At 65.7% G+C, this 25,156-nt stretch carries 22 protein-coding genes; 16 read left to right on the top strand and 6 right to left on the bottom strand.

What is annotated here, in order from left to right:
• Positions 1–119: 119 nt before the first annotated feature.
• From paaN to ABZ004_RS06185, 3 genes are read left to right on the top strand one after another with little or no spacing between them, the layout of a single operon-like run.
• On the top strand, positions 120–1,805 hold the full coding sequence (paaN, locus tag ABZ004_RS06195) for a phenylacetic acid degradation protein PaaN (protein WP_355678684.1): 1,686 nt from the start codon (positions 120–122) through the stop codon (positions 1,803–1,805).
• Positions 1,798–3,180 carry a serine hydrolase domain-containing protein gene (locus ABZ004_RS06190; RefSeq protein ID WP_355678683.1) on the top strand — a complete coding sequence of 461 codons (1,383 nt, stop codon included), beginning with the start codon at positions 1,798–1,800 and terminating at the stop codon, positions 3,178–3,180. The genes paaN and ABZ004_RS06190 overlap by 8 nt, the downstream gene beginning before the upstream one ends.
• A 26-nt stretch (positions 3,181–3,206) precedes the next feature.
• Entirely contained in the window at positions 3,207–3,725 is a 519-nt protein-coding gene (locus tag ABZ004_RS06185; RefSeq protein ID WP_355678682.1) for a flavin reductase family protein, read from the top strand.
• A 6-nt stretch (positions 3,726–3,731) separates the two neighbouring features.
• Here the strand turns inward: ABZ004_RS06185 and ABZ004_RS06180 are convergent, their stop codons facing one another.
• Both ABZ004_RS06180 and ABZ004_RS06175 read right to left on the bottom strand, forming a co-directional pair.
• A complete protein-coding gene (locus tag ABZ004_RS06180) occupies positions 3,732–4,487 on the bottom strand; it encodes a phosphotransferase (protein ID WP_355678681.1) in 756 nt (251 codons plus the stop codon).
• A 35-nt stretch (positions 4,488–4,522) separates the two neighbouring features.
• Entirely contained in the window at positions 4,523–5,029 is a 507-nt protein-coding gene (locus ABZ004_RS06175; RefSeq protein ID WP_355678680.1) for a sugar O-acetyltransferase, read from the bottom strand.
• A gap of 122 nt (positions 5,030–5,151) precedes the next feature.
• Between ABZ004_RS06175 and ABZ004_RS06170 the strand changes: the two genes are divergently transcribed.
• The 8 genes from ABZ004_RS06170 to ABZ004_RS06135 all read left to right on the top strand — a co-directional run bounded on the left by ABZ004_RS06170 (position 5,152) and on the right by ABZ004_RS06135 (position 16,660).
• Positions 5,152–5,409, top strand: coding sequence for a LysR family transcriptional regulator (locus tag ABZ004_RS06170; protein ID WP_355678679.1), 258 nt, complete (start codon positions 5,152–5,154; stop codon positions 5,407–5,409).
• Positions 5,406–6,437: a zinc-dependent alcohol dehydrogenase family protein gene (locus ABZ004_RS06165; protein ID WP_355678678.1), complete on the top strand. Its 1,032-nt coding sequence runs from the start codon at positions 5,406–5,408 to the stop codon at positions 6,435–6,437. Before ABZ004_RS06170 ends, ABZ004_RS06165 begins: the two co-directional genes overlap by 4 nt.
• Before the next feature lie 202 nt (positions 6,438–6,639).
• Positions 6,640–7,917: an ABC transporter substrate-binding protein gene (locus ABZ004_RS06160; RefSeq protein WP_355678677.1), complete on the top strand. Its 1,278-nt coding sequence runs from the start codon at positions 6,640–6,642 to the stop codon at positions 7,915–7,917.
• A 44-nt stretch (positions 7,918–7,961) separates the two neighbouring features.
• On the top strand, positions 7,962–8,861 hold the full coding sequence (locus ABZ004_RS06155) for a sugar ABC transporter permease (protein ID WP_355678676.1): 900 nt from the start codon (positions 7,962–7,964) through the stop codon (positions 8,859–8,861).
• Positions 8,858–9,763, top strand: a complete 906-nt coding sequence (locus ABZ004_RS06150; protein WP_355678675.1) for a carbohydrate ABC transporter permease — start codon at positions 8,858–8,860, stop codon at positions 9,761–9,763. Before ABZ004_RS06155 ends, ABZ004_RS06150 begins: the two co-directional genes overlap by 4 nt.
• A gap of 149 nt (positions 9,764–9,912) precedes the next feature.
• Complete coding sequence (locus ABZ004_RS06145) at positions 9,913–11,541, top strand: hypothetical protein (protein WP_355678674.1); 1,629 nt, start codon at positions 9,913–9,915, stop codon at positions 11,539–11,541.
• 125 nt (positions 11,542–11,666) lie between these two features.
• Complete coding sequence (locus ABZ004_RS06140; RefSeq protein WP_355678673.1) at positions 11,667–14,684, top strand: TrlF family AAA-like ATPase; 3,018 nt, start codon at positions 11,667–11,669, stop codon at positions 14,682–14,684.
• A 197-nt stretch (positions 14,685–14,881) separates the two neighbouring features.
• The gene (locus tag ABZ004_RS06135; protein ID WP_355678672.1) at positions 14,882–16,660 is read left to right on the top strand and encodes an NHL domain-containing thioredoxin family protein; all 1,779 of its coding nucleotides are present in this window, start codon (positions 14,882–14,884) and stop codon (positions 16,658–16,660) included.
• Here the strand turns inward: ABZ004_RS06135 and ABZ004_RS06130 are convergent.
• From ABZ004_RS06130 to ABZ004_RS06120, 3 genes are all read right to left on the bottom strand, one after another.
• On the bottom strand, positions 16,650–16,898 hold the full coding sequence (locus tag ABZ004_RS06130; RefSeq protein WP_355678671.1) for a DUF6458 family protein: 249 nt from the start codon (positions 16,896–16,898) through the stop codon (positions 16,650–16,652). The genes ABZ004_RS06135 and ABZ004_RS06130 overlap by 11 nt on opposite strands.
• A 143-nt stretch (positions 16,899–17,041) precedes the next feature.
• Complete coding sequence (locus tag ABZ004_RS06125) at positions 17,042–17,815, bottom strand: DUF4097 family beta strand repeat-containing protein (protein WP_355678670.1); 774 nt, start codon at positions 17,813–17,815, stop codon at positions 17,042–17,044.
• A gap of 556 nt (positions 17,816–18,371) precedes the next feature.
• Positions 18,372–20,231: an acyl-CoA dehydrogenase gene (locus ABZ004_RS06120; protein WP_355678669.1), complete on the bottom strand. Its 1,860-nt coding sequence runs from the start codon at positions 20,229–20,231 to the stop codon at positions 18,372–18,374.
• A 110-nt stretch (positions 20,232–20,341) separates the two neighbouring features.
• Here ABZ004_RS06120 and ABZ004_RS06115 point away from each other — a divergent pair, with 110 nt between their 5' ends.
• The 4 genes from ABZ004_RS06115 (at position 20,342) to ABZ004_RS06100 (ending at position 24,293) form a co-directional block, all read left to right on the top strand.
• Positions 20,342–20,854, top strand: coding sequence for a histidine phosphatase family protein (locus ABZ004_RS06115; RefSeq protein ID WP_355678668.1), 513 nt, complete (start codon positions 20,342–20,344; stop codon positions 20,852–20,854).
• Between the two features lie 87 nt (positions 20,855–20,941).
• The gene (locus tag ABZ004_RS06110) at positions 20,942–22,231 is read left to right on the top strand and encodes an MFS transporter (RefSeq protein WP_355678667.1); all 1,290 of its coding nucleotides are present in this window, start codon (positions 20,942–20,944) and stop codon (positions 22,229–22,231) included.
• Complete coding sequence (locus ABZ004_RS06105) at positions 22,228–23,388, top strand: anhydro-N-acetylmuramic acid kinase (RefSeq protein ID WP_355678666.1); 1,161 nt, start codon at positions 22,228–22,230, stop codon at positions 23,386–23,388. The genes ABZ004_RS06110 and ABZ004_RS06105 overlap by 4 nt, the downstream gene beginning before the upstream one ends.
• 26 nt (positions 23,389–23,414) lie before the next feature.
• Positions 23,415–24,293 (top strand): alpha/beta hydrolase, encoded by an 879-nt coding sequence (locus ABZ004_RS06100; RefSeq protein WP_355678665.1) that lies wholly within the window; start codon positions 23,415–23,417, stop codon positions 24,291–24,293.
• Here the strand turns inward: ABZ004_RS06100 and ABZ004_RS06095 are convergent.
• Positions 24,283–24,762, bottom strand: coding sequence for an AAA family ATPase (locus ABZ004_RS06095; protein ID WP_355678664.1), 480 nt, complete (start codon positions 24,760–24,762; stop codon positions 24,283–24,285). The two genes, ABZ004_RS06100 and ABZ004_RS06095, sit on opposite strands and share 11 nt — an antisense overlap.
• 77 nt (positions 24,763–24,839) lie before the next feature.
• Here ABZ004_RS06095 and ABZ004_RS06090 point away from each other — a divergent pair.
• The coding region (locus ABZ004_RS06090; protein ID WP_355678663.1) for a MerR family transcriptional regulator at positions 24,840–25,156 on the top strand (317 nt) is incomplete at its 3' end.

The following is a 25,156-nucleotide window of genomic DNA, read 5'->3' as shown; positions in this document are numbered from 1 at the left end:
CCACCCAGCTCGGTTGTGACACTCTTCCGGCAATCTGGTCAATGACTGTAACATCACTGACACGACCAGGCCTACGCTTGTCCAAGTACGCCGGCCCTCGACCAGCATGGAGCGCGCAGATGACCACCGCACCGACCAGCACCGACTGGCTCGCCGTCCACCGCGACCGGCTGGACGGAGCGCTAGACGCGATCCGCAGCCGCGGCTACTTCTCCGCCTTCCCGGAGTCGCCCAGCCCCCGCGTGTACGGCGAGACCGCCGCCGAGGACGGCAAGGCGGCGTTCGAGGCGCACCGCGGTACGGCCTACCCGATCGAAACGCCCGGGGCGAATGGAACGGTGAGCACCGAGGAGTCGCCGTACGGGATCTCGCTCGACGTGCAGTACCCACGGACCGTCGAGGACGGCCTGGACGAGCTGCTCGCGGCTGCCCAGAAGGGCATGACTGACTGGCGTAAGGGCGGGATCGAGACCCGCGTCGGCGTCACGCTGGAGATCCTCGACCGGCTGCACAAGCGCGTCTTCGAGCTGGCCAACGCGGTCCAGCACACCAGCGGCCAGGCGTTCGTGATGGCGTTCCAGGCCGGCGGCGCGCACGCGCTGGACCGGGCGCTGGAGGCGATCGCCTACGCGTACGAGGAGATGAGCCGCTACCCGGCTACCGCCACCTGGGAGAAGCCGGCCAAGGGCGACCCGATCCGGCTGGAGAAGAACTTCACCGTCGTCGGTCGCGGCGTCGCCCTGGTGATCGGCTGCAACACGTTCCCGACCTGGAACTCCTGGCCCGGCCTGTTCGCGTCGCTCGTCACCGGCAACGCCGTCGTGGTGAAGCCGCACCCGCTGGCCGTGCTGCCGCTCGCGATCACCGTCGAGGTCGCCCGCGAGGTGCTCGCCGAGGCCGGCTTCGACCCGAACCTGGTCACGCTCGCCGTCGAGCACACCGGCGACGGGCTGGCCAAGCCGCTCGCGCTCCGTCCCGAGGTGAAGATCATCGACTTCACCGGCGGCAGCGAGTTCGGCGAGTGGCTCGAGCAGAACGCGACCCAGGCCGAGGTCTTCACCGAGAAGGCCGGCGTGAACGCGGTCCTGATCGACTCGACCGACTCGTTCAAAGCGCTCTGCAACAACCTGGCCTTCACGCTCTCGCTGTACTCCGGCCAGATGTGCACCACCACCCAGAACCTGTTCGTCCCGGCCGACGGGATCGAGACCGACGAGGGCTACAAGTCGTTCGACGAGGTCGGGGCCGGGATCGCGAACTCGATCTCCAAGCTGCTCGGCGACGACGCCCGCGCGGTCGAGCTGCTCGGCGGGATCGTGAACCACGCGGTCGTCAACCGGCTCGAGCTGGCGCCGGAGTACGGGCAGGTCGTGCTGGAGTCGCGCGCGATCAGCCACCCGGCGTACGAGGATGCGGTCGTCCGTACGCCGTTGCTGGTCTCCGTCGAGGCCAAGGACGAGGAGGTCTTCAGCAAGGAATGCTTCGGGCCGGTCTCCTTCCTGGTCCGGACGGCGAACACCGACGAGTCGATCGAGCTGTTCCGCAAGACCGTCGACGAGGGCGGCGCGATGACCGCCGGGGTGTACTCGACGTCGGCAGAGGTTCTCGAGAAGGTGCGCGACACCGCGCTCGAGGTCGGGGTGGCGCTGTCGGAGAATCTGACCGGGAGTGTGTTCGTGAACCAGTCGGCCGCGTTCAGTGATTTTCACGGCACCGGAGCGAATCCGGCCGCTAACGCCACGTACACCGACGGCGCTTACGTTGCGAGCCGCTTCCGCGTCATTCAATCTAGGCGTCATGCCTGAGGCCCTGAATCCTGAGAACGTCCGAGAAACACTCGCGTACTACGACAGCTGGCTGGCCTTCAACCAGCGCTACCGCAGAATCCCCGGGATCCAGGCGGCGGTGTACGCCGAGGACGCGGTCGCGCTCTCCTCGGCGTACGGGCTGGCGGATGTCGAAGCCGGGGTCGAACTGACCCCGCAGCACCTGTTCCGGATCGCTTCGCACTCGAAGACGTTCACGGCGACAGCGATCTTCCAGCTGGCCGAGCAGGGCAGGCTGCGGCTCGACGACAAGGCCGGTCTGCACGTCACCGAGCTGGTCGGGGCGCGGCTGGGCGAGCTGACCCTGCGCGAACTGCTGGCCCACGCCGGCGGGGTCACCCGGGACAGCCTCGAGGCCGATTGGTGGCAGCTCGCGGTCGCCTTCCCGGACCGCGAGGAACTACTCGCCGTACTGCGCTCCGATGGCTCGGCCGTGGTTCCCGAAAACGATCGCTTCAAGTACTCGAACATCGGTTACGGCTTGCTCGGCCTGGTGATCGAGGCAGCGGCCGGTACGTCGTACAACACCTATGTACAGACCTCGATCGTCGACAAGCTCGGGCTGGCCGGGCTCGGGCCGGAGCTGGATCCCCAGCGCGCTTCGGAGTACGCCGCTGGGTACAGCTCGTACAGCTACTCCGACGTGCGGGTGCCGATCGATCACGTCGACACGCGCGCGCTGGCCTCGGCGACCGGGTTCTTCGGGAACGCGCACGATCTGGTCACCTATTTCTCCGCGCATTTCCTCGGCGACGACCGGTTGCTGACCGACGGGTCGAAGCGGGAGATGCAGCACCCGATCTGGCAGACCTCGGAAGAGGAGTGGCCGCGTTACGGGCTGGGGTTGTCGGTGACGAAGATCGGCAAGCGGAAGGTGATCGGCCACGGCGGTGGATACCCGGGGCACATCACGCGGTCCCTGGCCGACGCTGAGCAGGGGATTGCCGTGTCGGTGCTGACGAACGCGATCGACGGCGCGGCCAGTGTTCTCGCGGAAGCCTTCTTCAAGCTGCTCGACCTGGCGGAATCCAAGGAGCGTGGATCCTCGGCCGAGCTGCAGCGGTTCACCGGTCGCTTTGCGAACCTCTGGGGCGTCGAGGACTTCGTGATCCTCGGCGGGCGGCTCTATGCGATCGACCCGACCTTGGGTGATCCCGCGGCCGAACCGCAACCGCTCGAGGTCGTCGGCGACTCGCTGCGGGTGGTCGGTGGGTCCGGCTACGGCTCGTACGGCGAGTCGTACCGGTTCACCTTCGGTCCGGACGGAGCTGTCGAGTCGGTGCGCGGCTCGAGCGGGCTGCTGTCCCGTCCCCTCGACGGGTTCGCACTTCCAGATCGGGTGCGGAACGCCTAGTTGGGTTCATGCCTTACCGTGCAGGCATGACGATTCACGGGGATCACCCGTTTCTCCCCCCGGAGTCGGAACGAAGCCCGGTCCGCCGGTTGCGCGGCCGGCTGCCGTCCCCGGTCGGCCTGTGGACCACCTCGTACGCCGGTGAGCGGGCCGGGCTGACCGTCTCCTCGATGCTGATCGCGGACGGTGAGCCCGGCTTCGTCCTCGGGCTCATCGACCCCGACTCCGACCTGTGGGAAACGTTGCGCTCGGCAAAGACCGCCGTCGTCAGCCTGCTCGGCGAAGGCCACCAGCAACTCGCCGACGCCTTCGGCTACGTAGCCCCCGCCCCCGGCGGCCCCTTCCGGATGCTCGAGTGGATCGACACCGAATGGGGCCCCGCCCCCGTCGGTGTCACCACCTGGGCCGGCTGCCGACTGGTTTCCGACAACCCACCCGAACTCGGCTGGGCCCTCCAGGTCACCCTCGAGATCGCGCACGTAGAACTAGCCGCAGACACCCTCCCACCCATCGTCCACCGCCGCGGCCGCTACACAGTCCTGTAAGCGGGATCAGCGGAGGGTGGCGAGTTGGTCGAGGGCGATCGCCAGGTCGCGATCGCGGCCGACGGCCAGCATCCGCTGGTAGGTCGGATCGTCGGCAGCGTTCTGGTTCATCACGGTCAGCTGAAGCGTCAGCCGTTCCGCGATCAGGTCGAGGATGTCGCCGGTGGTGCCTTGCCAGCCGTAGGCGCGGAGGAAATCGGCCAGCCGGGGCAGACGCGAGTCGAGGTCGGTGAAGCCTTCGGCGGCCACGACATGAGGAGCGTGCAGCGGCGTCCAGGAGAACGCGACCCAAGCGACATCCAACTCCCGGCGTACCGGACCGGCCATGTCCCAGTCGACGAAGCCGACCAGGCCATCACCGTTCCACACCGCGTTGTACGGCGCCGCGTCGTTGTGCGCGACGATCATGCCCGGCTGCCAGGTTTCTCCTTCGCGCCAGCGCGCACCGTCTGGTGGAACGAAGTCGGCGACGGCCGCGTGATAGCGCCGGAGCCACCGCGCGACGTCCGTCAAAGCCGATGAGCTATGCGTCCACGAGGGCCAGGGCCGGGCGTTTCCTACCGTCTGGCCGGCCAGGAAGCTGACCATCTCCCGTCCGTCGGCGTCCACGCCCAGCGCCTGCGGCGCACCGGAGAACCCACCGGCCTGCAGATGATCGAGCAGCGCATGGACCGACGGCGTCCAAGGCCCCGCGGTACGCCGTACGACACCGTTGACCAAGGAGGCGCCGCCGTCGAACCCACCGTCCAGCCGTTCACCCATAGTGCCGATCTTGCCAGCGCGATCCGCCTCGGTGGCTAGCCGAGCTCTCGGATGACCCTGGCCGGAACGCCGGCGGCGAGGGTGTTCGGGGGGACATCGCGGGTGACGACTGAGCCGGCGGCGATGACCGAGTTCTGGCCGATGGTGACGCCCTGGAGGATCGTTACGCCGGCGCCGATCCAGACGTTGTTCCCGATCCGGATCGGGGCGGCGGTGATGCCGTCGTAGCGGGCGGCCGGGTCCACGGGGTGGCCGGAGGTGATCAGGTTGACGCCGGGGCCGAGCATCACGTCGTCGCCGATCTCGATGCCCCCGATGTCGTTGAGCTGGCAGCGCTGGTTGATGAAGACGTTGCGGCCGACGCGGAGGTTGACGCCGTGATCGCAGTACACCGGTGGGATCAGCCGGAAGGTTTCGTCGACGACCTGCCCGGTCAGGTCGGTCCAGGTCGCGCGGATCGCCGGGCCGTCGTCGTACGGGAGTTTGTTGAGCCGTTCGGTCGTCCGGATCGCCTGCTCGACCCGTTCCCGGAAGCCAGTCACCTCTGTCACCCCTGCCGGGGTTCGCATCTTCACCATCGTGCGATGCAAACACCGAGAGATCAGGCCCGACAAACAACAGCAACGTCGGCGTGCCACAACTGTTGGTTGTCTAGGCTGGTCAGGTGGATCTCGAGGCCGTCCGGACGTTTGCGGCGGTCGTCGATTCCGGTCAGTTCCAGGCCGCGGCCGACGAACTCGGCGTCACCCAGCAGGCCGTCTCGAAGCGCCTCGCCGCGCTGGAACGCGAACTCGGCGTTCTGGCACCAGGACAACCCCCACCCGGCTCTCGCCGCCTTCCTCACCCGCCTCCGGACCTGCCAGGTCAGCAGCTCCGGCGAGATCTGGGCCCCGGCCTGGGACGACTAGAGTGCCGAGCATGAAGGCGACGACGATTCATGCTCCGTTCGATGTCCGGTTGAGTGACGTGCCGGACCCGGTGATCGAGGCGCCCACGGATGCGGTGGTGAAGATCGTTGCCGGATGCATCTGTGGGTCGGACCTGTGGTCGTACCGGGGCGAGAACAAGATCACTCCGGGCAGCAGGATCGGGCATGAGTACGTCGGGATCGTGCAGGAGGTGGGCGCCGACGTACGGACCGTGAAGCCGGGTGACTTCGTCGTCACGCCGTTCGTCGCGAGCGACGGGACCTGCCCGAACTGCAAGGCGGGGTTGCAGTCGGTCTGCCAGAACATCGTCGGGATCGGCAGCGCGCGGGCCGATGGCGGTCAGGGTGAATACGCGAAGGTGCCGTGGGCCGACGGCACGCTGGTCGCGACCCCGGGGCTGCCGGATGACGCCTTGGTCCCCTCGTTACTGACGTTGTCCGACGTGATGGGCACGGGCTGGCACGCGGCCCGCTCGGCACGGGTGAAGCAGGGCGACACCGTCGTGGTCGTCGGCGACGGCGCAGTCGGGCTCTGCGGAGTCCTCGCCGCCACCCGGATGGGTGCGGGGCGGGTCGTCGCTCTGTCGCGGCATGAGGACCGGCAGAAGATCGCGAAGGAGTTCGGCGCGACGCATATCATCGCGGCGCGTGGTGACGAGGCGAAGGCAGCAGTACTGGAGCTGACCGACGGGGTGGGAGCGGACGCAGTACTGGAGTGTGTCGGCACCGACCAGTCGTTCAAGACCGCCTTCGAGGTAGCCCGGCCGGGCGCGACGGTCGGGTTCGTGGGTGTTCCGCACGGTGTCGAGGTGCCCGTTCGGACCATGTTCCAGCGCAACGTCGGGCTGGCCGGCGGGGTCGCCCCGGTGCGTCAGTATCTGCCGGAGCTGATGGCGGACGTGCTGTCGGGAGCGATCAATCCGGGCCTCGTCTTCGACGCGGAGCTGCCGCTGAAAGCGGTTGCCGACGGCTACCTGGCGATGCACGAACGCCGCAGTATCAAGGTCCTGCTGCGACCCTGAACCAAGTCCGGAACCAGGCGGCCGGGCGGTTTGACTTCAGGGCGTGAAGGCCCCCAACATTTGCGCACATTAAGGTGTCACATCTACACAACGTGCGTGGGTGGAGCGTTGACACCTGCCCGGGCGCGTGCCCAGAGTTGGCCCGTCAAGGGGGCATTCATGATGTCCAGACAGCTCCATGAGCTGATCGGAGAGTGAAAAAATGCGTGGTGGTTTGAGCAAGACCTTCGCGGTCATGGGTGCCGTGGGTCTTCTCGCGGCCAGTGCCTGCGGGAACAGCGACGACAGCTCCGGTGGGGGCGGCACGGCCAGCAAGGATGTCACCGTCTTCACCTGGTGGGCCGACGGTGGCGAGAAGGCCGGCCTGGACGGTCTGGTCTCGACGTTCGGGACCGAGTGCAAGGACTACAAGTTCGTCAACTCCGCCGTCGCCGGTGGCGCCGGTTCGAACGCCAAGCAGGTGCTGGCGAACGACCTGGCGGCCAAGAAGCCGCCGTCGACCTTCCAGGCGCACGCCGGCGCCGAGCTGGGCGATTACATCAAGAACGGCCAGGTCGACGACGTCAGCGACCTGTACAAGGAGTTCGGCCTGGACAAGGCTTTCCCGCAGAGCCTGCTGGACAACCTGACCGTCGACGGCAAGATCTACTCGGTGCCCGCGAACGTGCACCGGGCCAACGTCGTCTGGGCCAACCCGACCGTGCTGAAGAAGGCGAACCTCGACGCCACCAAGGCCCCGGCCACGGTCGACGCCTGGATCGCCGACCTGGAGAAGCTGAAGGCGGCCGGGGTCAAGGCCCCGCTGGCCACCTCCAAGGGCTTCGCCCAGGAGATGGTGATGGAGGTCGTGCTGCTCGCCGAGCTCGGTCCGGACAAGTTCACCGGGCTGTGGAAGGGCGACACCGACCCCAACGGCGCCGACGTGACCGCCGCACTCACGAAGTACCAGAAGCTGCTCAGCTTCAGCAACGTCGACCGGGACGCGATCGACTGGTCGGACGCGCTCGGCTACGTCAACAAGGGCCAGGCCGGCTACACGGTGATGGGTGACTGGGTCGCCGCGCAGCAGCTGTCCGACAAGGTGCCGGACTCGGCGTACACCTACTGGCCGGCGCCGGGTACCGCGGGGAACTTCCAGTTCCTGGCGGACTCGTTCACGCTGCCGACCGGTGGTCAGGACCCTGAGGGTGCGAAGTGCTGGCTGAAGGTGGTCGGTAGCGCCGAGGGCCAGAAGGCCTTCAACACCAAGAAGGGCTCGATCCCGGCCCGTTCCGACGCGGTCGCGGCCGACTACCCGAAGTACCAGCAGTCCGCGATGGCCGACTGGAAGTCGAACAAGATCGTGCCGTCGTGTGCCCACGGTGCGGCCTGCAGCCTGGGTCAGAACGACAGCATCCTGTCCGCCATCAGCCAGTTCAGTGGCAAGCCGGACGTCGCGACGCTGCAGAAGGCCCTGGCCGCCGCGATCAAGTCGTCCTGATCCGCGTTGTCCTCACCGGTTGCTAGAGATCTGGAGTCCTGAGCATGCATGGAAGGATCCGTACCTGGGGTCCAGGAGCGTTGGTGTTGTTGCCGACGGTGTTGTTGCTCGGGTACTTCGTCTACGGGTTGATCGCCTGGACGTTCAACACCTCGTTGACGGACAAGCACAACGCCCGGCCGGTCCCGACGAAGCATGTCGGGTTCGAGAACTACGTCAACCTGTTCGGTGAGGACCGGTTCCTCAACTCGCTGAAGAACCTCGGCGTGCTCACGGTGGCGTTCATCGTGGGCACGCTGATCTTCGGCGTGCTGTGGGCGTTGCTGCTGGAGAAGGGGGTCACCGGCGAAGGTATCTTCCGGTCGATCTTCTTGTTCCCGATGGCGGTGTCGATGATCGCGTCCGGCGTCGTCTGGGGCTGGTTGCTGAACCCGTCCCAGGGCGACGACGCGCGCGGCCTGAACCGGCTGTTCGACCTGCTGCACCTGAACTTCCTGGAAAATCCGTGGTGGACCGCGGGGAGTCGGTGGACGACGATGGCGTCCATCGCGCTGCCCGCGGTCTGGCAGTTGTCGGGCTACATCATGGCGCTGTTCCTGGCCGGCTTCCGGGGCATTCCGTCCGAGCTCCGCGAGGCGGCCCGGGTGGACGGGGCGTCGGAGTTCAAGCTGTACCGGTACGTACTGTTCCCGCAGTTGTCCCCGATCGCGCTGTCGGCGCTGATCATCCTCGGGCACATGTCGCTGAAGCTGTTCGACCTGATCTACGCGATCACCGGACCGAACCAGTTCCGTACCGAGGTGCCCTCGGTCTACATGTGGAACACCTTGCTCCGCAGCGACATGGCCAAGGCCGCGGGGATCGCGATCGTGCTGCTCGCGGTCGTCGCCGTCCTTGTCATCCCCTATGTGGCCTACACCGTCCGGCAGGAGAGCGAAGAATGACCGTCGTCGACGCAACGGCTGCAACCGGTAAGGCCGCTGCGGCGATCAGCCGGAAGCCGCAGCGCAGTACGATCAGCGACGGTTCGACCAGGAAGAGCCGGACCGTCCGCTACGTCCTGCTGCTGTTGTTCCTGCTCTTCGTCCTGACGCCGGTGTACGTCGTCATCATCACCAGCTTCAAGACCTCGAGCGACACCACCGCCGCCGCGCAGTGGTCGCTGCCGCAGACCTGGACGCTGGAGCCCTGGCGCAAGTCCTGGGAAGTCCTGCAGCCGTACATGGTCCGCTCGCTGTCGCTGGCGGTACCGGCCGCGATCATCGCGTCGCTGATCGGCTCCGCGAACGGGTTCGTGCTGGCCCGCTGGCGCTTCCCCGGCGCGAACCTGGTGTTCGCGTTCATCCTGTTCGGGATGTTCATCCCGTACCAGGCCGTGATGCTGCCGCTGCGGCAGACCTACCAGGACCTGGACGTCACCCGCGGCATCCCGACGCTGCTGATCACGCACGTCATCTACGGCCTGCCGATCTGCACGCTGATCTTCCGCAACTACTACGCGACCGTGGTGCCGAACGAGATCATCGAGTCGGCCCGGGTGGACGGCGCCGGCCTGATCCAGACCTATGTCCGGATCATCCTGCCGATCTCCATCTCCGGCTTCGTGGTCACGCTGATCTGGCAGTTCACCTCGGTCTGGAACGACTTCCTGTTCGCGCTGTTCCTCACCCAGCAGAACAACGGGCCGGTCACGCTGGGCCTCGCGGCGCTGGCCGGTGGTCAGAAGGTCGACTACGCCGCCTCGATGGCGGGCGCGCTGATCACGTCGTTCCCGACGCTGCTGGTCTACATCCTGCTCGGCCGCTGGTTCATCGGCGGCCTGATGGCCGGCGCCCTCAAGGGCTAGCTCGCTCCTAGGTGCTTCCTGTACGCCGTACCTTCGGCGTACAGGAAGCACTATTTGTGTGGGCGTCGTCACGGCGTGTCGAGGGCTTCATCCACAGGACGCGCGCACCGCCCTGCGGGGAGCAGGCGATCGGCGGTAATCTCGCCAGGGTGACCAAGTCACGAGACCGGGACGGACGCGGCAGCCATTTGCGGCTGGTCGACTCCGTTCCTGGTTCCACCCCAGGGCAGCCGCCGGCGGGTGCCGGGGGTACCGACCTCGACACCACGCCGAGTGTGGCTGTGCTGGACACCTTGCAGGAAACGCTTCTGCTCGACCTGGCCGCGGCTCCACCCGCGCTGCATCCGGTGATCGCGGAGGCCTCGGTCGCGCGCTCTGCCGCGTTGCTCGCCGATCAGTTGTGGCCGGCCGGGCAGCCCGATGAGATCGGTGAGGTGGAGCGGTTCTTCTGGGCCGATGCGGCCCGGGTGCTCGGTGAGCGGCGCGACCTGGATTCCTTTGTCCTGTTGACGAGTCTGGCCCGCACGGTCGGTCCGGCGGGGCGGTTGCCGCTGCAACGAGCGCAGCTGTCGCGCGGGCGTACGCAGTACGGGACGCCTGACTGGGTTTCGCGGATCGCCGGGTTCCGGCTGACCAGCGCGATCGTGTCCGAGGACGTCACCGGGGACGGGCTGAGCGTCGTACTGGACTATGACGACGATCAGCATCCGCACACGGTTGTTGTGTTTGTGGACAACAATCAGGGTGCTATCGCGAAGGACGTCTTTGTCGGCCCGCCGGTTGATCGGGTGGTCGAGGCGTATCAGCGTGGTGGGCGGGTGACCGTGCGCACGGTTCGGCCGGCGGTGGCGGCCGGGATCATTCTGCAGGCGCTGGGGGAGACGCACGATCACGACGATCCGCCGGTGACCGAGGACTTCGAGTTCTTCTCGGGGTTGCTGGTGAATCGCCTGACCCAGTTGCCGGAGCGACCGATCCGGCCGCCGGTGCGACCGCAGCTCTCCGGTCGGCAACGCGATGAACTGGTTGCTGAGTTCCTGGCCGCTTCGACCGATCTGCCGGAGGATGCGGCGGACATTGCGCGGTTGTGGATCGATCATGCTGTCGACCGGACGGTGGGTGGGCCGTTGCGGGTCAGTGCCGTGCTGGTCGAGTTGTTCCTGTCGTACTGGCTGCCGCGGAAGGTGCTTGCCGATAGCACCTACTTCGCGGCGGTGCCGGTGGTGGTGAAGGCTTGGCTCCAGTTCGCCGGTGAGCGGACGGCGCTCGATCTGGACGCGATCGAGGAAGCTGTCGACGCGGTCGATGTCTGGACGCCGGCTCTCGAGGCGGCGGCGCTGGCGGATCCGATCGGATCGCGAGCGGTGTTTTTGGACGACACGTCGGATGACCTCGAGGATGCCTATCGCACGCTGGCCGGCCTTGGTTCACCGCCGCGTCCTGACCTGCACGGTCTCGACAAGTCTCACGCGGCGACCCTCTCCGTCCTCGCCCCGCACGCCTGGCTGCTGGCCGGCGAAACCCTCGGCACCGACTACGCCGCCGAGGCCTACGAGATCGCCGACCGCCTGGTCCGCGACGCCCCCGACCTCCTCACCAAGGCCCGCCTCTCCACCTGGCCGCGAGCCATCGTCTGGCTCCTGGCCCACCGCCACCGCCTGGTAGGCCCCGGCGAACCCCTCACCCCCCTGGCCCTGGCCGCCGAACTAGCCTCCTCCCCACCCACCCTCCGCAAAACCGCCAAACTCCTCACCGACACCCTGATCCTGCCCCGCTGACTCAACAGGTGGGCATGTGGATCCTGCCCGACCGAACACTGTAAAACGATCTGCTACGGACCGTAGTCAACTTGTAGATCAACCTCTATCGTCGAGTTGGGCGATTCAGATATCAGGGGGCTGGCATGGATTATCCGCGGGGTTCGGAGTGGCGAAAGTGGGACCTTCACGTCCACACGCCGGAATCCATCATCAACAAGTACACAGGCGATGATAAGTGGGATCACTATCTAAGTGAGCTGCGAAACCTCCCTTCGGACATCAAGGTTCTAGGGATCAATGACTATTGGTTTTTTGATGGATACAGGAAAGTTTTGGCTGAATTCAAAGCCGGGAACCTGCCGAATCTCGAAAATATCTTTCCGGTCCTAGAGGTTCGCTGCGACAGTTTCGCCGGGACGGATGGCCACTTGAGTCGCCTGAATCTTCACTTGATTTGTGATCCGTTGGTTGTGATCGACAATTTAGAGGCCCAGTTGCTTCCGCTCCTCAGTGCGACATATCGGTTGACCGCCGGTGATGCTCCGTCTGAATGGTCAGAGATAGTCACCCGAGAATCTCTAATTCGCCTCGGTAACAAAGTCATAGAGGCGGCACCTCTTGAACATCGGAACACTTATCCTGGGCCGCTCGAGACCGGGTTCAATAACCTCAACGTATCCTTCGAAGAGGTGCGGAAAGCGATTCTTGGGAATACATCGCTCCGGGATCATCTGCTGCTCGGTGTAGGTAAAGCTGAGTGGTCGAAGATAAAATGGACGCCGCAAGCTGCAGCGAATAAGAAACATTTGGTTAATAGTGTGGATCTAGTATTCACTGCCTCACCTGACAGAGCTTCCTTTGCGAAATCGCTAGCGTCTCTCGCCGAAGCGAACGTCAACCACCGCTTATTACACTGCAGTGATGCGCACAGTTGGCAAGACTCCAGCCAAGATAACCGCCTAGGGAATTGCTTAACGTGGATAAATGCGGATCCAACATTCAAAGGACTCCATCAAGCGCTCCAGGAGTACGCGTATCGCGTGACGGTTGAGGAACGACCGCCTGCTCTTGCTCGAGTCGCCCAGTCTCCGCAATCGACGATCGCGGAAGTATCAATAAGGCCAAGAACTAATTCGGAGGGTATTGAGGCCGTCTTCGATAGCCATATCCCTATTAACTCAGGTTTCAGTGTCGTTATCGGCAATAAGGGGCAAGGGAAGTCGGCACTCCTCGACGTAATCGCTATGGCGGCCAACAGTGACCGGGATGCGGACTTTTCTTTCCTGGCCGATGGGAGATTTCTGTCGAACAATGGCAGGGAAGCAGGGCGGTATCAGGCGACATTGGCTTGGCGGGATGGTGCGCTTGCCGTCCGCGGGCTGCATGAAAGACACGACCGCAGCCGTTCGGTCACTGTTGATTATCTTCCTCAATCGCTTATCGAGAAGGTCTGCTCTGCTGACCCTGATAGTATCGCCAGGCGCGAGTTTGAGACTGAAATAGAGCGCGTTCTATTCCGCCATCTTGATGAATCAAAGCGGGGCACAGCAACCAGCTTGTCCCAGTACCTAACGCAGCAGAACGAAGTCGTCCAGTCTAGGTTGGCGGAGGCACGCAGAGAGGTTGCTGCCCAGTGCCTGGAGGTGACCGATCTTGAGGCGCGCCAAGCAGAACTATTGGCGATGGACCTAAATTCGCGAGAGGCATCTCTTCTCGAACGCATTAGGAGCGTCCATGATGAATTAGATGTTGTGACGGACCTGCTCAGGACCGGCGGTTCACCTGAGCAGCAGGAGCTAACCAGGAATGTAGACCTTGCTCGGTCCGCTGAAGCGGGTGTAATAGCTGAGATAGATGCTGTCAAGAACCGACAGAACATCTTGCATTCCATGACGGTCGAAGCTGCCGAGCTCTTATCAGCAATCACTTCGCAGATTGACTCGATCTATCAAGCATCGAATCGATTAAGTGAAGTCACCGAAATTAGGTCAGGAAACTTTCTCGAAATTGACTTCGATGATTCATCGATTGTGGCATGGCAGGTGAAGCAGACCGAAGAAATAGCTCGACTTAGTGATGATCTGGCCTCATCTGGTGGGCTTCAGGATCGCCTCGCGGTGGCGTCTCGTGCAGTGACCGAACTTATGGAAGACCAGTTTGCTGCGAGCGCTGAGATCCAGGTTGCTGTACGCCGCCAGACGGACCTACGTGCGCAGTTAGCTCGACTAAGTGGCGAGCCATCGGAGCCCGACTCGCTGGCGGGCGTCCGGAACCTCATGGCAGAGGTAGCCCACATCCCGAGCATGCTAGCGCAAGCATACGATTCTCTCGAAAACTGGTTCAAGAGAACTCACGAGCTTCTTCGCGTGATGATGGAGACTCAGAAGGACGCCCACCAGCCGGCGATGAAGTTTGTCGAGGCAAATGAATTGGTCCGAAGTGTTCATCTTGAGTTCGACGTCGATTTCCGTGTACGTGGCTTTGTCGACCGGTGGCTCACCACGGTAAACCGTCAAAAGCCGGGCGGATTCTATGACGTCAGTGGGCGAGAACGAGACAAGGTGATTCTGGATGGGGCTCCGCTGGAGGATCCTGAAGCTCTCTTTGCCAGGCTTAAGGCCCTGATTTCGAGACTTGCCTCCGAAGGTGGTGTCGAAGGCGGTGCTTCGAGGTCGTTGGTTTCGATAATGCGAAGTGGATACACACCCGAGAGCCTACTTTTCAGTTTCTATGGCCTGGAATGGATGGAGAGTCAATACGTAATCCGTTCGAACGGCTCCGAACTCTCCGAGCTTTCTCCGGGTCAGCGGGGGCTAGTTTTGTTGTTGTTCTATCTCCTCGTGGACAAGTCGGAACGACCACTGCTTCTAGATCAACCGGAAGACAATCTTGACAATCAAACGGTCAAGAATTCTTTAGTCCCCGCATTGCGGGACGCGGCGCGGCGACGGCAGGTTATCGCGGTGACTCACAATCCGAACTTTGCGGTGGTTGGCGATGCCGACCAGATCATCGTTGCGGAGTTCGACGGGTCATTCACCTATCATTCCGGTTCCCTTGCCGCAATCAATGTGGGCGGAACCGCAATCGACGTGCTCGAGGGGACTAGGAATGCTTTCGTAAGCAGGCAGGCAAAGTACACCAATGTCGTGGGAGATTGAGGCCGCCGCCACTGGTAGCGCCCGTAGACGATGAACCCGGCGATCAGGAAGGCGAGAGGTCTAGCCACAGGACTGGGCGAGCGTACAGCTCAGATGCTAGAGCTACGTGGAGGTCATGGGTGCCGCCACCTCCAGGCTAGGAGGTCGGATGGTGGGCAGGTGGTGGGGGTGGTTGGGGTGGGGCGGATGATGGGGGTATGCATGTGCGCGCGCCGGAGCTCAGGGGTCGGGGATGGTTGAACACCGGGGGGCGGGAGTTGAAGCTCGCCGACTTCCGTGGACGTTTTCTTTTGATCGATTTTTGGACCTTTTGCTGTGTCAACTGTCTGCATGTGCTGGATGAGTTGCGGCCGTTGGAGGAGAAGTACGGCGATGCGCTGGTGATTGTGGGGGTGCATTCGCCGAAGTTCGCGCATGAGGGGGAAGAGGCGGCTGTTCGGGCGGCTGTGGAGCGGTATGAGGTGGGGCATCCGGTGCTGGATGATCCGGAGCTGATCACGTGGGAGAACTACACCGCTCGGGCGTGGCCGACGTTGGTGCTCGTGGATCCGAACGGGTACATCGTCGCGCAGTACTCGGGTGAAGGGCACGAGCACGCCCTGGACGCGCAGCTTGCCGAGTTGATCGCTGAGCACGAGAAGGCGGGCACGCTGACTCGCGGCAAATCGCCGTACGTCGCGCCTACGCCGGAGCCGACCGAGTTGCGCTTCCCGGCGAAGGTGGTTGCATACGGCAAGGGATTCCTGGTGGCCGACGCCGGGAACCACAGCATCGTCGAGCTCGCGGAGGATGCGACGACGGTCGTTCGGCGATTCGGCACCAAGCGGCGCGGGTTTGAAGACGGCGCGGCTGCCTCGTTCTCGGAGCCGAACGGGTTGACCCTGTTGCCGGAGGAGGTTGCCCAGCAGGTCGGGTACGACGTGGTGGTGGCCGACACCGTCAACCACGCGCTCCGGGGGATCAACCTGACGACCGGCGAGACCCAGACCCTGGTCGGTACGGGCAAGCAGTGGATGGACGGCGACGGCACCGGCGTACTGAGTTCGCCGTGGGATGTGGCCTGGTGGCAGGACAAGATCTGGATCGCGATGGCCGGCGTACACCAGCTCTGGACCTTCGACCCGTTCACCAGAACGACGGAGGTAGCAGCCGGTACGACGAACGAGGGTCTCCGCGACGGCGCCTTGGAGCAGGCCTGGTTCGCGCAGACGAGCGGTCTCGCGGTCGACGGTGAGCGCCTCTGGCTCGCGGACTCCGAGATCTCGGCGCTGCGCTGGATCGACACCGAGGTGCACACCGCCGTCGGCACCGGGCTCTTCGATTTCGGCCTGCGCGATGGCAAGGCCGAGGAGGCGCTCCTGCAGCACCCGCTGGGCGTCACGGTGCTTCCGGATGGGTCGATCGCGATCGCGGACACCTACAACGGCGCCGTACGCCGGTACGACCCGCGCGCCGGCCTGGTGGAGACGATGGCGACCGGTCTCGCGGAGCCGAGCGGAGCCGTTGTCTCAGGCAACGAGCTGCTGGTCGTCGAGTCTGCTGCCCACCGGCTGACCCGGATCCCGCTCGGCGCCTCCGCGAAGCCGGATGAGTTCTCCACCCGGACTCAACGCCCGCCGATGGAGATCGCCGTCGGCGAGGTGACCCTCGAGGTCGTCTTCACCCCACCCCCGGGCCAGAAACTCGACGACCGCTACGGCCCGTCCACCCGCCTGCTGGTCTCGTCCACCCCCGAAGCCCTCCTTCGCGAAGGGGCAGGCGACACCACAGACCTGACCCGTCGCCTCGTCATCGACGAGCGCGTAGGCGACGGCGTCCTCCACGTCGCAGTACAAGCAGCCTCCTGCGACGATTCCACCGAAGTAGAGTTCCCCGCCTGCCACCTCCACCGCCAAGACTGGGGCGTCCCCGTAGTAGTAACCCCCGGAGCCACCACCCGCGTAGAACTCATACTCTCCGGAGCAGCTACTCGGTGATGTCGCGGTGGTGTTCTTCTACTACTCGGTATTCCTCTTCTACTGCTGGGTCGAGGGCCTCGTTGGGGACGCGGCGGCGGCGGTTGGTGATGTAGAAGGAGAGGGCGATGCCGGCCAGGCCCGCGAGCATCAGGATGTAGCCGACCGCGGTCAGGTTGACGGCGTCCCAGGAGTCGCGGACCGCGAACGCGAGGATCGCGCCAACCACCATCAAGAAGATCCCCACACCGATGCTCATGCCGAGCCCTCCTCGAAACGATCCAGACACTGACGACGCTACGCCTGTCCCGACGCCGGGGTCCATCACCGACGCGTGTCGATGGTCACCCTTCGCGACGGAACAGGCTCTGACGCCCTCCTCGTACCCGCGTCTCAAACGTCTCAGCGCGAGCTGAGATCCACATCACCGGAGACCGTCGTGGCGCTGATCTTGCGGACCGCGGTCGCGTTGTCGGTGAGCTCGTTGTCGACGTCACCGTTCCGGGTGTCGGTATGGATCTGGTAGTCGCCGGCCGGAGCCTCGACCTCGACGTCACCGCTGGTACCGCGGGCATCCACGTCAGCGGGCTCGTCGAGGGAGACGTGCAGGTCGCCGGAGACCGTCTTCGCGTTCACCGGGGCACCACCCTTGAGGTGCTCCGCCCGCAGGTCACCCGAGGTCGCGTCGAAGTCGAGCTTGCCGGCGAGTCCGTCGATCGCGACGTGGCCGGAGGTGAGGTGCAGCTTCACGTCGCCGGTGACGTTGGTGAGTTCGACCCGGCCGGACTCGGACTTGGCGTCGACCCCGCTGACGCCCGCGATCGAGAGGTCGCCACTGGTGTTGTGGCCGGTGACCTTCGTACCGCGCGGCACGGTCACCTCGAAGTCGACGTGGCACCGCCAGCCGCAGTCGCTGGTCAGCCGGAGCGTCTCGCCGTCGACCTTGTACGCATCGCCGTGCTTCACCAGGAAGTAGGAGCGCTTCTCCTTGACGGTGGTCTGGTCGCCGTCGCCGACCTTGATGGTGATGTCGGCGTTCGACGAGTCGAGCCGGACCTCCGAGATCTTGCTGGTCAGCACATGTTCGCCGTTGGAGTCCTTGTCGCCCAGCGCCCAAACCGCACACACCGCCCCTGCCGCCAGTAGCAGCGCACCCAGCCTTCGCGTCTCCGCCATCGTCATCCGCCTCTACTCGTCCCCGCCCAGCCTGTCGCTCGACAGTAGGTCGCAGGTCGGCACGAACGGATCAGGCAGAACCCCACCTCCGCCCTGACCCAAACCCCAAGAACAGCTGAGGCTGAGCTGAGGGAATTCGAGGTCATGCGGCCCAAAAAACACCTGAGGGTGCGGTGAGGGGGTGGCGGTCGTATTCGTCGCGGTTGACGGTGGCGAGGAGATTGTCGCCGAGGGCGCCTAAGAAGGTTCAGGCCTAGAAGTCATAGCCGTGCCAGTACGGGCAGTCAGCCTACGACGACGGGGCCTGCGTTCGTTGAGGCTGTCCGGGCCGACGAGGGCCGGATCAGGCGCAACCCTCAGAACTGCCCGGACGCGGCCCTGGCCTGGACAGGGGAGACCAAGCCAGGGTCGCGACGGTGATACGGGCAGAAACGTTGCTACACCAGGCGGAAACTCACCAGGGCAGATCGCGGGGCAGCTGATCTGCCCCGATCTGCCCCGCCGAACCTGGGGCCTCCGGCTCGGCCCGCGCAAACGGCCGAGCCGGAGGAGTCCGTCAGAACGCGGACTCGGGCAGGTCCATCACGTCGAGGTCGGTCATCTCGGCCTTGATCCGCTCCGCGCGCACCGACGGCATCGTCGAGCGGACGAACCACTGGGCCGCCGCGACCTTGCCGGTGTAGAAGTCCTTGTCCGCGTCGGACAGCTCGCCGCCGAGCTTCTCCAGCGCTACCTCGGCCTGCCGCAGCATCAGCCAGGAGCAGACCACGTCGCCGAGCACGTACAGCAGCCGAGAGGTGTTCAGGCCGACCTTGTACACGTTCCGCGGATCGCCGTTCTCGGCCTGCGGGTTGCTCGACATCAGCGCCTGGCCCATTACGCCGAGCAGCTTCTGGGTGTCCTCGAGCCCCTTCGCCAGCAGCCCGCGCTCTTCCTTCAGCCGGCCGTTCCCGGCCTCGGAGGCGACGAACTCCTGGATCTGCTCCGACAGGTGTCCCAGCGCCTTGCCCTGGTCCTTGATGATCTTGCGGAAGAACAGGTCCTGACCCTGGATCGCGGTCGTGCCCTCGTAGAGCGTGTCGATCTTCGCGTCCCGTACGTACTGCTCGATCGGGTAGTCCTGCAGGAAGCCGGATCCACCGAACGTCTGCAGCGACTCGGTGCCGAGTAGCGTCCACGACTTCTCCGAGCCGTACCCCTTCACCAGGGGAAGCAGCAGATCGTTCACCCGCTCCGCCTCGAGGTCGTGCTCCCCGGCGTACCGGGCCTGCTCCGCGCGATCCTGGTAGGTCGCGGTGAAGAGCACCAGGGCCCGCAGCGCCTCGGAGTACGACTTCTGGGTCATCAGCGAGCGGCGTACGTCGGGGTGGTGGGTGATCGTCACCCGCGGGGCGCTCTTCGCCGGGTTGGTCAGGTCGGCCCCCTGGATCCGGGACTTGGCGTACTCGAGCGCGTTCAGGTAGCCGCTCGACAAGGTCGCGATCGCCTTCGTGCCGACCATCATCCGGGCGTACTCGATGACCTGGAACATCTGGGCGATGCCGTCGTGTACCTCGCCGAGCAGGTAGCCCTTGGCCGGGACGGTCTCGCCGAAGGTGATCTCGCAGGTGGTGGAGACCTTGATGCCCATCTTCTTCTCGACGTTGGTGACGAAGGCGCCGTTGCGCTCCCCGGTCAGCTCGCCGGTCTCCAGATCGAAGTCGTACTTCGGTACGACGAACAGGCTGAGCCCCTTCGTACCGGGACCGCCGACGCCTTCGATGCCCTGCGGCCGGGCGAGCACCAGGTGCACGATGTTCTCGGTCATGTCGTGGTCGCCGGAGGTGATGAACCGCTTGACGCCCTCGATGTGCCAGCTGCCGTCGTCCTGCAGGGTGGCCTTGGTGCGCCCGGCGCCGACGTCGGAGCCGGCGTCCGGCTCGGTCAGCACCATCGTCGCGCCCCAGCCGCGCTCGATCATGTGGTGCGCGATCTTCTTGTCCCGCTCGGTGCCGTTGCGCCAGACCACGTGCGCGAAGTTCGGGCCGGCGGCGTAGATGTGGACGGCCGGGTTCGCGCCGAGGACCATCTCGGCGGCGGCCCAGCGCAGCGACGGCGGGGTCGGCTGGCCACCGAGTTCCGGCGGCAGCTCGAGCTTGTACCACTCGGCGTCCATGTAGGCGTGGTAGCTCTTCTTGAACGCCTCGGGCATGGTGACGGAGTGCGTCTCGGGGTCGAACACCGGCGGGTGCCGGTCGGCGTCCTCGAACGACTCGGCCAGCTCGTTCTTCGCCAGCCGGTCGATCTCGCCGAGCACCTCACGCGCGGTGTCGACGTCCATGTCGGCGTACGGCCCGTTCCCGAGCACCTCGCCACGGCCCAGGACCTCGAGCAGATTGAACTCGATGTCCCGCAGATTCGACATGTAGTGGCTCACACGGATTCCCCTGCCTCTTCGCTACCTTTACTCACGAGTAACTTAAGTATATACCCGCCAGTAACAGACGCAAAGCAAGTTGACTGAGGCGAGCGAAGAAAGGCGGGGCTGTGAAGCTGATCTACGAAACCCATTCGACGACGCTCGACAACGAGCGGGGAGTGGCGACCGGGTGGCTGCCCGGGGAGTTGTCGGCCGCGGGGGAGCGCGAGTCGGTGGAGCTGGGGCAACGCCGCCGAGAAGTCGACGCCGTCTTCAGCTCCGACCTGCGCCGCGCAATCCACACCGTCGAGCTGGCCGCGATCGACGCGCCCAGGTTCCAGGACTGGCGCCTCCGTGAGTGCAACTACGGCGACCTCAACGGCGCCCCGAGAGAACGCCTCGAACCGCGCCGCCGGTACGTCGACGCCCCGTTTCCCGGCGGCCAGAGCTACCGCCAGGTCCTCGACCTCACCCGATCCTTCCTCAACGACCTCAAACCCCTGTACGCCGGCCGCACGGTTCTCCTCGTCGCCCATTCAGCCAACCGCTGGGCGATCCAGCACCTCGTCGACGGCACTCCGCTCGAAGCCCTGGTCGACGCTCCCTTCAACTGGCAACCCGGCTGGGAGTACGAGGTCTGAGGCGGTACGAGTCGCGGGCACGGCACTGATAGACCAAGATGGGACCAGGGCGGGAGGAAAGTTACGGGGGCTGACCTGAGGAGACCCATGAGCAGCACCGGACAGCTCGAGATCACCCGGAACCGGCGGTCGTTGGTGGCTGGGACGGTGGGGAACTTTGTCGAGTGGTACGAGTTCGGGGCCTATGGGTTCTTCGCGACGGTGATCGCGGCGAACTTCTTCAGCGGGAACTCGGCGAGTGATGCCGAGAGTCTGATCAAGACGTACGCCTCGTTCGCGCTGGCCTTCTTCTTCCGGCCGATCGGGGCGGCGGTGTTCGGGCGGCTGGGTGACCGGATCGGGCGGCGGCCGACGCTGATCCTGGTGCTGTTGCTGATGACGGGGTCGACCACGCTGATCGGCGTGCTGCCGACGTACGCGACTGTCGGTGCTGCGGCGCCCTGGTTGCTCACGGCGGTGCGGGCGCTGCAGGGGTTGTCCGCGGGTGGTGAGTTCGGCGGCGCGGTGTCGATCATGACCGAGTTCGCGCCGAAGACGAAGCGCGGTCTGTACGGCGCCTGGCAGTCGTTCACCGTCGCGCTCGGGCTGCTCGCCGGTGCTGGGCTCGCCGCGATCCTGGCGACGACCCTCAGCAAAGAGGCGCTGAACGACTGGGGCTGGCGGGTGCCGTTCCTCGCGGCGCTTCCGCTCGGCCTGGTCGCACTGTGGTTGCGTCTCCGATTGTCGGAGACCCCCAACTTTGACCGGGTCAAAGAGTCGCCACAACCGCCCGCGGACAAGGCCGAGGTGGCGAAGGCGATCGCGCTCGGGATCGGCCGGCTGATGGGTTGGTCGGCCGCCGGCTACACGTTCCTCGTGGTAATGCCGTCCTACCTGCAGGCGACACTGCATGCCACGTTCCAGCAGGCGTTGGTGGCGACGGTCCTGGCCAACCTCGGGTTCGCCGTGTCGATCATGCCGGCGGGCTGGTTGAGCGACCGGATCGGCCGCCGCCCGGTGATGGTGACCGGCGCGGCGCTGGTCGTAGTACTGGCGTTTCCGTTGATGAATCTCCTGCAGGACAAGGGGAGTTCGAATGCGGCGAAGGGTGCGGCCGTGTTCGTGGCCGGGCTCGTCGTCGGGTTGATGGCGGGTCCCGGGCCGGCCATGCTGGCGGAGATGTTCCCGACCAGAGCGCGCTACACCGGCCTCGGCCTCGCCTACTCGCTGTCGAACGCGGTCTTCTCGGGCAGCGCCGGACTGATCATCACCGAGCTGATCAAGCGAACGGGTAACGTCGACATACCGGCGTACTACGTGGCGGTCACCTCCGCCATCAGCGTGCTCGCCCTGCTCACGCTACGAGGCGACGACCACCGACGGGAGCTCAAGGATTGAGAGTTATCGGTTTGATGTCGGGGACGTCGTACGACGCGATCGACGCGGCTGCGGCGGATCTCCGGATCGAGGGCGACACCATCGTCCTCACCCCGCTCGGGCTGCTCAGTCGCCCCTACCCCGATGAGCTGCGCCGCGACCTGGCCAGTTCATTGCCCCCGGCAGCCACCTCGCTGGAGCAGGTCTGCCGCCTCGACACCGGGATCGGCCAGGCGTTCGCCGCAGCCGCAGCCCAAGCAGTCGAGCAACTCTGCGGCGGCCAGGCCGACCTGATCGTGTCCCACGGCCAGACCGCCTTCCACTGGGTTGACGGCGACGAGGTCCGCGGCACGCTCCAGCTAGGCCAGCCGGCCTGGATCGCCGAAGCAACCGGCACCACCGTGGTCTCCGACCTCCGCTCCCGCGACGTCGCGGCAGGCGGGCAAGGTGCCCCGCTGGTCAGCATCGTCGACGTGCTCTGGCTGCGCGGCCGTCCCGGTACGCCGATCGCCCTCAACCTCGGCGGCATCGCCAACATCACGGTCGTCACCGACGAGCCGATCGCCTTCGACACCGGACCGGCCAACGCCCTCGCCGACGCCGTCGTCAACGAACTCACCGGCGGCCGCGCGACCTTCGACGCGGACGGCGTGATGGCCTGGCGCGGCAAGATCCACCCCGAGCTGTTCGCCAGACTCCTGGCCGAGCCGTACTACGCTCGTCCGGCGCCCAAGAGCACCGGCAAGGAACTCTTCCACCTCGGCTACCTCGCGAAGGCAATGGAAGGCCTGCCCGAGATCGCGCCGGACGACCTGGTCGCGACCGTGACCGCCCTGACCGCGCGGACCGTCGCCGACGCGGTGCACGCGCACGGCGGGACCGAGGTGATCGCCGCGGGAGGCGGGATCCGGAATCCGGCCCTGATGCATCGGCTCGCCGAGGAGCTCAAAGGAGTTCCGCTCCGGAGTACGGATGAACTCGGGCTGCCGTCGGTCGCCAAGGAGGCGTACGCGTTCGCAGTACTGGGATTCCTCACCGTGCACGGACTGGGTGGCACCGTGCCGAGCTGCACCGGCGCGCGGCACGCGAGTGTCCTCGGCTCGATCACGCCCGGTGCCGGTCCGCTTCCGTTGCCGGAACGGCCCGCTGTGGATCCGGTGAGGATGCGATTGAACTGACCCGGCTCGCGTGTGACGATCCAGCGGTGATCACCGCCAAGGAAATCCAGGTCGACGGCCGGCCGGCGTTGCTGACCGTGCCTACCGACGGACCCGTCACGACCGGTGTCGTCGCGTTGCACGGTTCCAGCAATTCGTCGTACCGGCAGGTGATCTTCGAGCATCTCGCGAACACGCTCGCCCCGCTCGGCGTCGCCGTGCTCAGCTTCGAGCGGGCACCCTGGCCGCGCGACGACGTGGACATCCCGTACGACGTGCAGGCGGCGGGCGCGGTCGCGGCGTACGAGGTACTGAAGTCGTACCACGACGTGCCGATCGGGTTCTGGGGTGTGAGCCAGGGGACCTGGGTCGCCGCGCTGGCTGCTCAGCGGTTGCCGGAGACGGCGTTCCTGCTGTTGCTCGGCTGCGCCGGAGTCAGCCCGGCCGAGCAGATGCGGCACGCGACGATCGAGTCCGTGCGACGAGCCGGGTACGACGAGGAGGCGGTCGCCGGAGCCGTGGAGATCCGGGACCAGGTGGCGGATCTCCTGCGGGGCAAGGTGGATCGGGCTTCGGTGGACGCGTTGCTCAAGCGGCAGGAAGACAAGCCCTGGTTCGATCTCGCCGGCATCCCCGTCGATCTCGGGGACGAGCTGCCGGTGTGGCACGGGATCGACTTCGCGTCCGAACCGCTCTATGCGACGGTCACGTGTCCGGTCCTGCTGATGCATGGCGAGGACGAGGCGAACCTGCCGGTGCCGGAGACGCTGGAGGTCTGGCGGCGAGCCGCGGCAACCTCCGGGAACACGCAGGTCGAGAGCGTCCGGATCCCCGGCGTCGGGCACTGGCCGGGGTCGGCCGATCGCTCGCTGGAGGGGATCAGCGCGGACTACACCGAGATCCTGCGGAACTGGTTCACTCGTTGACCCAGGCAAGGATCTTCGCGGCCGACTGCTCCGGCGTCCCGTCGCCGGAGACCGAGCGCGGGACCAGCTTGCGGAGCTCGGCGGCATCGGCGAGGGCGGCGGTGATCTGTTCCTCGGACCACCCGCGCGCGGCCAGCCGCTTCCGGCGTACGGGGTCCGGGCAGTCCAGGTGCAACCACCGGCCCTCGGGCAGCTCGCGGGGCACCGCCGGCGTCAGCAGCAGCACGGGAGTACCGGATCGGCGTACCAGCTCGGTGATGCGCAGCCAGAGCGCGTTGTACGCCGGCCAGTTGGCCGCCGCGGACGAGTCGGCGATGTCGATCCCGAGCAGCCGGCCCTTCGCGTCGAGCAGTTCGTCCATGTCCATCACGACCAGCTTGCTGCTGCTCCCGCGCAGCCGCAGGAGCTCGGGCACGACGGTCGACTTGCCCGCGCCAGGCGCTCCGGTCACCACGAACAACCTCGTCACGCTGATATTTTCACCCGTCCGCGCAACCCTTTCCGGCGGTTGACCTTCGAGTTGGTCGAAGTCGGAGGATCGGCGTCATGACCGACGAACTGCTGACCATCAGTGCCTTCGCGCGCCGGGTCGGGCTGGCCCCGAGTGCGCTCCGCTTCTACGACGATTGCGGGCTGCTGCGCCCGGCGGAGGTGGACGAGCAGAACGGGTACCGCTACTACTCCCCGTCGCAGGAACCGCGCGCAACGCTCCTGCGGGATCTCCGCGAGATCGACCTGCCGCTGGCCGACGTGCGGGTCGTGCTGGACGAAGAAGCGGCGCGCGGGGCGGCGGTGGCCTCGGCAGCGGCGCACCGGGTCAGCACGCGAGCGCCGTACTGCGCCGCGGTGCGCGCGATCGCGAC

Origin of the sequence: Kribbella sp. NPDC006257 (genome assembly GCF_040613535.1) — a bacterium.
Classification (GTDB): Bacteria; Actinomycetota; Actinomycetes; order Propionibacteriales; family Kribbellaceae; genus Kribbella.
The sequence above is the reverse complement of the archived record's forward strand: the minus strand, read 5'-3'. Positions and strand labels throughout refer to the sequence as shown.

Coding starts and splice junctions, on each gene's coding strand:
- paaN (WP_355678684.1), top strand. CDS start 120: ATGACCACCGCACCGACCAGCACCGACTGGCTCGCCGTCCACCGCGAC.
- ABZ004_RS06190 (WP_355678683.1), top strand. CDS start 1,798: ATGCCTGAGGCCCTGAATCCTGAGAACGTCCGAGAAACACTCGCGTAC.
- ABZ004_RS06185 (WP_355678682.1), top strand. CDS start 3,207: ATGACGATTCACGGGGATCACCCGTTTCTCCCCCCGGAGTCGGAACGA.
- ABZ004_RS06180 (WP_355678681.1), bottom strand. CDS start 4,487: ATGGGTGAACGGCTGGACGGTGGGTTCGACGGCGGCGCCTCCTTGGTC.
- ABZ004_RS06165 (WP_355678678.1), top strand. CDS start 5,406: ATGAAGGCGACGACGATTCATGCTCCGTTCGATGTCCGGTTGAGTGAC.
- ABZ004_RS06160 (WP_355678677.1), top strand. CDS start 6,640: ATGCGTGGTGGTTTGAGCAAGACCTTCGCGGTCATGGGTGCCGTGGGT.
- ABZ004_RS06155 (WP_355678676.1), top strand. CDS start 7,962: ATGCATGGAAGGATCCGTACCTGGGGTCCAGGAGCGTTGGTGTTGTTG.
- ABZ004_RS06150 (WP_355678675.1), top strand. CDS start 8,858: ATGACCGTCGTCGACGCAACGGCTGCAACCGGTAAGGCCGCTGCGGCG.
- ABZ004_RS06140 (WP_355678673.1), top strand. CDS start 11,667: ATGGATTATCCGCGGGGTTCGGAGTGGCGAAAGTGGGACCTTCACGTC.
- ABZ004_RS06135 (WP_355678672.1), top strand. CDS start 14,882: ATGCATGTGCGCGCGCCGGAGCTCAGGGGTCGGGGATGGTTGAACACC.
- ABZ004_RS06130 (WP_355678671.1), bottom strand. CDS start 16,898: ATGAGCATCGGTGTGGGGATCTTCTTGATGGTGGTTGGCGCGATCCTC.
- ABZ004_RS06125 (WP_355678670.1), bottom strand. CDS start 17,815: ATGGCGGAGACGCGAAGGCTGGGTGCGCTGCTACTGGCGGCAGGGGCG.
- ABZ004_RS06110 (WP_355678667.1), top strand. CDS start 20,942: ATGAGCAGCACCGGACAGCTCGAGATCACCCGGAACCGGCGGTCGTTG.